This window comes from Rubneribacter sp. (genome assembly GCF_965361815.1).
In genome coordinates this window covers 21,935-28,821 of the sequence record NZ_CBDTNW010000018.1, presented here as the reverse complement: position 1 = coordinate 28,821, position 6,887 = coordinate 21,935, and the positions used below count along the sequence as shown (strand labels likewise).

Here is a 6,887-nt window from a genome sequence, read left to right as displayed (position 1 = left end):
TGGTGCGGGCGAGAGGACTTGAACCTCCATGAGATTGCTCTCATACGGACCTGAACCGTACGCGTCTGCCAATTCCGCCACGCCCGCAACTCTTCGCTCCCGGAAAATCCCGACAGCGGATTACATGATACTCTAGCCGGGCGCTCGACGCAAGAGCCTTTTTTCGCCCGCCCCCGCGAGCCCTCTCGATTATGCAGTTTCTATTCATTCCCCCCGATCGGGCCGACACCCGCCGATGGGAAAACTTGGATAATCGTCTTCGCAGGTGAACAGTGCCGTTTATTGGGGTGCCGAAACATCGAGGAAAAACGGCACGCCATCATGCCCGACACCGCCCAATCACGCGAAAACCACTTCCCATCAGGAGCGACGTGGCAACGACAGGAAGCCTTCGGAATGATCGCAGATTATTGGATATGCATGGGAATGGCCCCGTGGCACCCCAACCACACCCCAACCGCCTCTCGAAAAGGCGCACTTGGGGTGCGATATGAAGAAGAGATTTCCATTTGACCTGGATTTATGAACTCAAGAAAGGAGGATTGCGGTTCGACTGCTTGAACCTCCATGGGGTTGCCCCCATACGGACCTGAACCGTACGCGTCTGCCAATTCCGCCACGCCCGCACTTCATGCCCCCGGCAGCGCCGAAAGCGAAAGACATAATACCGCAGCCGCGCACCCGACGCAAGGCCCTTTTTTGCGCCGCGGCGCGGGGAGCGTTGGAAGCGCGGACGGGACGCGAGCGACGCGAGACGCGGGGCGGGAATGCAGTCGGAACGCAGGCCCGGGCGTAGGTCGGGAGCGCAGTCGGGACGCAGGCGCCCGGGCGCAGGGCAGGGACGCAGCCGGAACGCAGGCACCCGAGCGCAGGGTCGAGGCACAGGGCAGGGACGCAGGGTCCGGACACAGGATCGGAACGCAATCGGAACGCAAGGTCGGAGGCGCAGTCGAGCGCAGCCGGAACGCAGGGCGCGGGCGCATCTCGGCGCTTTAAGCGTTTTTTAAGCAAGGGGTCGCTAGAATGCGGCGCATGATGACCCCGTACGAAAGGATGCATATGGCTTCCCCCTCTTCGCCCAAACGCGGCCGATCAAACGACGCGGGCAAAAACCCGGACGACGCCAAAAACGCCCGGTCGTCCCGCCCCCAGCCGGAAAAGCCCGGCGACGCGCCCGCGCCCGTCAAGCCCATCGATCCCCTGGCAAAGCCCCTGGATCCCCCGGTGAAGCCCCTCGATCCCCTGGCAAAGCCCTTGAGCCTTGATGAGTTCGCCCCTGTGCAAAGCGCGGCGAAAGGCCGCCTGTCCACGCGTCGCAAGCGGATCCTTGTCGGCGTGGTCGTGGGGCTGGTGGTGGCAGCCAGCGCAGGGTTCGCCGCCAGCCGCCTTCTGGCGCCTCCGGAGCAGCCCATGCAAACCGCCGAGGTGACCCAAGGCACCTTCGAGGAAACCGTGAGCGGCAAGGGCACCCTCGAGCCTGTCCGCACCACCATCGCCTCGCCCGAAGTGGAGGGCATCGTGGAATCCGTGAACGTTGGCGAGGGCGCGGCGGTCAACGAGGGCGACGTCCTCTACACGCTGAAAAACGACGATTTGGACCTTGCCGTGGCGCAGGCGAACGCCCAGCTGCAATCGGCGCGCGACGCGCTCACCCAGGCGAACAACAAGCTGAAGCTGGCGCGCACCACGCCGTCGTTCTCCGAGGGCCAGGACGCGCAGGGCAACCCCGTGATCGTCAACACCCAGCCCTCCCAGATATCGGATGCCGAATCCCAGGTCAATTCCGCCAAATCCGCCCTCGACTCCGCGCAGAGCACCTACGACGCCGCCGTGGCGAAGGCCGAGAAGCGCACCGTCCGCGCGAACATGGCGGGCACGGTGCTGGCCAGCAACATCACTGCGGGAACCTCCATAGCCAGCTTGTCATCGGCGAACAAGCCCCCGCTCCAGCTGTCGGACATGTCGAAGCTCATCGTGAAGATCCCCGTTTCCGAGGTGGACATAGCCAAGGTGAAGGAAGGCCAGAGCGCGCACGTGACGTTCGACGCGGTGCCGGACCTCTCCGTGCCGGCAACCGTCACCCACATCGCCCAGACCAACGAATCCTCGTCAACCGCGGCAAGCGCCGGCTCGTCGGCCACCGCCGTGCGCTACGAGGTGACGCTGCAGATCGACGCGCCCGACGAGCGCCTGAAAAGCGGCATGACCGCCCGCGCCGAAATAGCCACGACCACGGTGGAGAACGCGCTCATCGTCCCCAACGCGGCCATCGTGCGGGAAGGCGGCAAGGCGTACGTGATGAAGGCCCCCGAGGAAAAGGCGCCGGGCGCCTCTCAAAGCGAGGAGGAGGATCTTGCAGAATCCCTGGTGGAAGTGGCGGTGGAAGCCAGGGACAACAGCCAGTCGGCCGTGCGCGCGGTAAGCGGAACGCTGTCTGCAGGCGATCGCCTGATGGTCGCCTCGATGGACGCCGCAGGCGCCTCGGGAAGCCCGTCCGCCACCGATGCGGGAACGGACGCAGGCTACGAAGCGAGCCTGGCATGGTAGCCCTGCCAACGGCCTCGCAGCCCATCATCCGCGTGGAGGGCCTTCATCGCGTGTACGAAGCCGAAGGGGTGCGCACCCACGCGCTGCGCGGCGTGAGCTTTTCGGTGAACCGCGGCGAGTTCGTGGCCATCATGGGGCCCTCGGGCAGCGGCAAGTCCACGCTCATGCACGCGCTCGGCTGCCTGGACACCCCCACGCAGGGCCGCTACCTGCTAGAGGGCAAGGACCTGGCCAGCTTCTCCACCGATCAGCTGGCCGAGGTGCGCGCCACGCGCATAGGCTTCGTGTTCCAGGCGTTCAACCTGCTGCCGCGCACCACCGTGCTGCGCAACGTCATGCTGCCGCTGCTCTACACCACCTGCCCGGTTGCCGAACGTGCCGCGCGGGCGCGCGCGGCCTTGGAGGCGGTGGCCCTGCCCGAGCAGTTCCACCAGCGCAAGAGCAACGAGTTGTCGGGCGGGCAGATCCAGCGCGTGGCCATTGCGCGGGCGCTCGTGAACAGCCCGGCGCTCATCCTGGCCGACGAGCCCACCGGCAACCTGGACACGGCCACCGGCGAGCAGGTGCTGGCCACGTTCAAACGCCTGCGCGACGCGGGCCGCACCATCGTGCTGATCACCCACGAACCCGACGTGGCGGCCCACGCCGACCGCACCCTGTTCATCCGCGACGGACTGATGTATCGAAGCGCCGCAGCCATGCAAGCGGCCGGAAAGGCGGTGGCATCATGATGTTCCGCGACCTTGCCTACGAGGCGTACCATGCGCTGTCGGCCAACCGCATGCGCTCGGCCCTCACCATTCTGGGCATCGTGATAGGCATCTCGTCGGTCATCGCCATGACCTCCATGGTGGGCGGCATCCAAGACTCGATGGCCTCCGAACTGGGCGGCGACCAAGCGCGCGTCGTCAACATCTCCCCTTACGTGGAGACGGGGCAGGCCGATTTCGAAGCCCTGGCCCAGCAGATGCCCGAATACGAGCGGATAGTGCTGAGCCGCATGGGATCGGGCACGCTGCAGCATGCGTCGAAAACCTACACGCCGCAGTACGGCATCACCGGCGCGCAACCCGCTTACGCCGACGCCACGGGACTGAAGTTCTCCGAAGGCTCGTTTTTCCAGGAAAGCGACGAGCGAAGCGCCAACCGCGTGGCCGTGGTGGGCAAGGGCGCGGTGAAAAACCTGTTCGGCGACGAGAACGCCTCCGCCGTGGGGCAGGAGATCACCATAGGCGGCGACACCTTCACCATCGCGGGCGTGCTGGAGGGCAACGCGTCCACCTCCTCCTACGGCAGCGTCTACGTGCCGCTTTCCACGCTGGAGATGCGCCTGGACGCAACGAGCGAGTACCTGGGGACGGCCATCGCGCGGGGAGAGCCGACCGAGGAGCAGACGGACGCCCTTGTCAAGAAGACGGCGAAGACGTTCACCGAGATACTGGGCGGCGTCAACGCGAGCGAGACGTTGTCGGTGTACTCCATGTCGCAGCTGCTCTCGCAGATGAACACGCTCATGGGCGGGTTCGGGCTGCTGCTGGGGGGCATCGCCGCCATATCGCTTCTGGTGGGCGGCATCGGCATCATGAACATGATGCTGACCAACGTGACCGAGCGCATCCGCGAGATAGGCCTGCGCAAGGCCCTGGGCGCGCGACGGACCGACATCGTGCGGCAGTTCTTGCTGGAGGCGATCGCGCTCACCCTGGTGGGCGGCGTCGTGGGCATAGCCATCGGGTACGCCGCCTCATGGGGGCTTTCGGGAATCGTGAACGCTTTGCAGCCCACGATGTCGTTCGCGCCCGCGCTCAACGCGGCGTCGGTGGGGATTGCCGTGGGGGTGTCGGCCCTCATCGGCGTGGCGTTCGGCTTCTATCCGGCGCGGCGGGCGGCGCGGCTGGACCCCATCGAAGCGCTGCGCTTCCAGTGACGGGCGCGCGGGGGCGACGTCTGCACGGGGTACGCGGCGCTCGTGCCGGACGGGCGCGCGGAGGGCGCAGCCCTCGCAACGGGCAGGGGGCAGGGGGTGCGTCCGCGTCCCCGCACCCCATCGCCCTCGCGCGGGGACGCCCCCGCTCCATCCAACAAAGAACGGGGGCATCAGGAAGCCGCGCGCCCCTTCGCGCGTCCGCGCCCTCGCGCCCCACGCTCCACGCGCCCCGCATGATAGAATGACCTTGAGCAAGGAGGCTGCCCGTGAAGCTTTTGATCGTCGAGGACGACCGCCGTCTTTCGCAGACGCTTGTGGAATGCGTCGCCCCCACATTCACCGCCGACCAGGCGTTCGACGGGGCCGAAGGGCTCTACTTCGCCGAGCAGGGCGTGTACGACCTCATCATCTTGGACCTCATGCTCCCCCGCATGGACGGCTACACCGTGCTGGAGCGGCTGCGCGAGCAGCGCAACCACACCCCCGTGCTCATCTTAACGGCGAAGGGCGAGACGGCCGACAAGGTGCGCGGCCTGCGCGCCGGCGCCGACGACTACCTGGCCAAGCCCTTCTCCATGGACGAGCTTGCCTCCCGCATCGAGGCCATCCTGCGCCGCAGCCTGGGCACCTACGAGCTGCACGCCATCGCATTCGCGGGCATGGTCATCGACCCCAACACGCGCAGCGTGCGCATCGACGGCGCGCCGGTGGACCTCAAGGGCAAGCAGTACGACGTGCTGGAGCACCTTGCCGAGCACGCGGAGCAGCTGGTCACCAAAACCCAGCTGTTCGACAAGGTGTGGGGCTTTCTGTCCGACACCTCGCCCAGCGTGGTGGAGGTGTACGTGAGCGCGTTGCGCAAAACGCTCAAACCCTACGGATACGACCGTTACCTGAAGACCGTCCGGGGCGGCGGCTACCTGCTGACCGAGCACGACGATGAGTAGCGCCCTGGACGTCAAGCGCACGCTGGCGAAGAACACGCTCGTGTTCTTCGCGGTGTTCGCGCTGCTGTTCGGCGGGTTCGGCGTGCTTGCGTTCCGGTTCACGAGCGCAACCATCTACCGGGCCTCCGACGACCTGCTGGAAGAGGCCAACCCCTCGATGCAGGTTGTCGGCGCGCTCCACGACAGCATGGGGGCGCTGTACGCCCTGCAAGGGCACGGGGCGCTGACCAGCCTGGGAACGGTCTTCGCCGACACCGACAACCCGCTTGGCCCCAACGGATACGACGAGGGCCTTGAGCAGCTGGTCGAGGACCTCTTCATGGCAATCAGCCCGCAGACGGTGTACCTGTACCGGAACTCCCAAGGCGCCGTCGTGGAGGCGCTGGGGCCGTATTCGTCCTACGACGGTTACTTCAGCGGCACGCCGTTCGACGCCTCCAGCCTTGGCTCCATCTACGAGGTGAACGTGAACGGCCATGATTACCGGGCCGTCAACTACGTGCTGGCCGGCGTGGGGCACGGCGCGGCGGAGGGGATGCTCGGGGCGGCGGAGGGAACATCCGCACCAAAGGCGGCGGTTGGGCCTTCCGAGGAAGCGTACCTGCAGGTGCTCGTCAACGTCGATTCCGAGAAAGCCACGTTGGACGGCCTCTCGTCCACCCTTGCCGCCTATCTGGCGGTGGCGGTGTGCGTGTCGGCCGCGGCAAGCTACCTGCTCTCGCGCAGGCTGCTACGCCCGCTGGTGTCCAACTGGCGCAAGCAGACCGAGTTCGTCCAGAACGCCTCGCACGAGCTGCGCACGCCCCTGTCCATCATCCGCATGAAGCAGGAGCTGTTGCTGCGGCATCCGCAGCAACGCGTCATCGACCGATTCGAGGACGTGGACGCCTCGCTTGACGAGACGAAGCGGCTGGAGAAGCTGGTGGGCGAACTCATGCAGCTGGCCCTGCAAGACGACCGCCGCCTTGAGGCCGCCAAGGAGCCGGTGGACGTGGACGACCTGGTGGCGAACGCATGCGACCTGTACGCGGACGTATGCGAGATGCAAGGCAAGCACCTGGTGGCCAACCTGCGCTTTCGCGGCGTCGCGCAGGTCGATCCCGCCCAGATGCGCCAGCTGCTGGGCATCCTTTTGGACAACGCCTGCAAGTACACCGAACCCGGCGACACCGTGACCGTCACCACAGAGGCCCGCTCCGGCCGGCTTGTGCTGTGCGTGGCGGACACGGGCTGCGGCCTGTCCAAGGAGGAGCGGCGGCGGGCGTTCGAGCGGTTCTACCGCGCCGACCGGGCCCGTTCGCGGGCAACCGGGGGAAACGGCCTGGGGCTTTCCATCGCGCACGGCATTGTGAGCGCGCACCGCGGCAAGATAACCCTCGCGCCCAACCACCCCCGCGGCACCCGCGCCGTGGTCACCCTGCCCGCGAACGGTTGAGGGCGAGAGTGGCGGACGGCCCGCATCGGGC

The 6,887-nt window shown here is 66.7% G+C and carries 5 protein-coding genes and 1 tRNA gene; 5 read left to right on the top strand and 1 reads right to left on the bottom strand.

Translation table 11 applies throughout. The features are described 5' to 3' along the window. Positions 1–87: transfer RNA gene (locus tag ACWKY3_RS01195), tRNA-Leu, on the bottom strand. 972 nt (positions 88–1,059) lie between these two features. On the opposite strand from ACWKY3_RS01195, the gene ACWKY3_RS01190 reads away from it, so the two are divergent. The 5 genes from ACWKY3_RS01190 (at position 1,060) to ACWKY3_RS01170 (ending at position 6,856) form a co-directional block, all read left to right on the top strand. Beyond that, on the top strand, positions 1,060–2,547 hold the full coding sequence (locus ACWKY3_RS01190) for an efflux RND transporter periplasmic adaptor subunit (protein WP_449314600.1): 1,488 nt from the start codon (positions 1,060–1,062) through the stop codon (positions 2,545–2,547). Next, the gene (locus ACWKY3_RS01185) at positions 2,541–3,278 is read left to right on the top strand and encodes an ABC transporter ATP-binding protein (RefSeq protein ID WP_449314599.1); all 738 of its coding nucleotides are present in this window, start codon (positions 2,541–2,543) and stop codon (positions 3,276–3,278) included. Before ACWKY3_RS01190 ends, ACWKY3_RS01185 begins: the two co-directional genes overlap by 7 nt. Further along, positions 3,275–4,474 (top strand): ABC transporter permease, encoded by a 1,200-nt coding sequence (locus tag ACWKY3_RS01180; RefSeq protein ID WP_449314598.1) that lies wholly within the window; start codon positions 3,275–3,277, stop codon positions 4,472–4,474. The genes ACWKY3_RS01185 and ACWKY3_RS01180 overlap by 4 nt, the downstream gene beginning before the upstream one ends. A 266-nt stretch (positions 4,475–4,740) precedes the next feature. Continuing rightward, positions 4,741–5,421 carry a response regulator transcription factor gene (locus ACWKY3_RS01175; protein WP_449314597.1) on the top strand — a complete coding sequence of 227 codons (681 nt, stop codon included), beginning with the start codon at positions 4,741–4,743 and terminating at the stop codon, positions 5,419–5,421. Then, positions 5,414–6,856 carry a sensor histidine kinase gene (locus tag ACWKY3_RS01170; RefSeq protein WP_449314596.1) on the top strand — a complete coding sequence of 481 codons (1,443 nt, stop codon included), beginning with the start codon at positions 5,414–5,416 and terminating at the stop codon, positions 6,854–6,856. The genes ACWKY3_RS01175 and ACWKY3_RS01170 overlap by 8 nt, the downstream gene beginning before the upstream one ends. The last annotated feature ends 31 nt before the right edge of the window (positions 6,857–6,887 follow it).

Bases quoted from the DNA above. Each gene is read 5' to 3' on its own strand.
- ACWKY3_RS01190 (WP_449314600.1), top strand. From the start codon at position 1,060: ATGGCTTCCCCCTCTTCGCCCAAACGCGGCCGATCAAACGACGCGGGC.
- ACWKY3_RS01185 (WP_449314599.1), top strand. From the start codon at position 2,541: ATGGTAGCCCTGCCAACGGCCTCGCAGCCCATCATCCGCGTGGAGGGC.
- ACWKY3_RS01180 (WP_449314598.1), top strand. From the start codon at position 3,275: ATGATGTTCCGCGACCTTGCCTACGAGGCGTACCATGCGCTGTCGGCC.
- ACWKY3_RS01170 (WP_449314596.1), top strand. From the start codon at position 5,414: ATGAGTAGCGCCCTGGACGTCAAGCGCACGCTGGCGAAGAACACGCTC.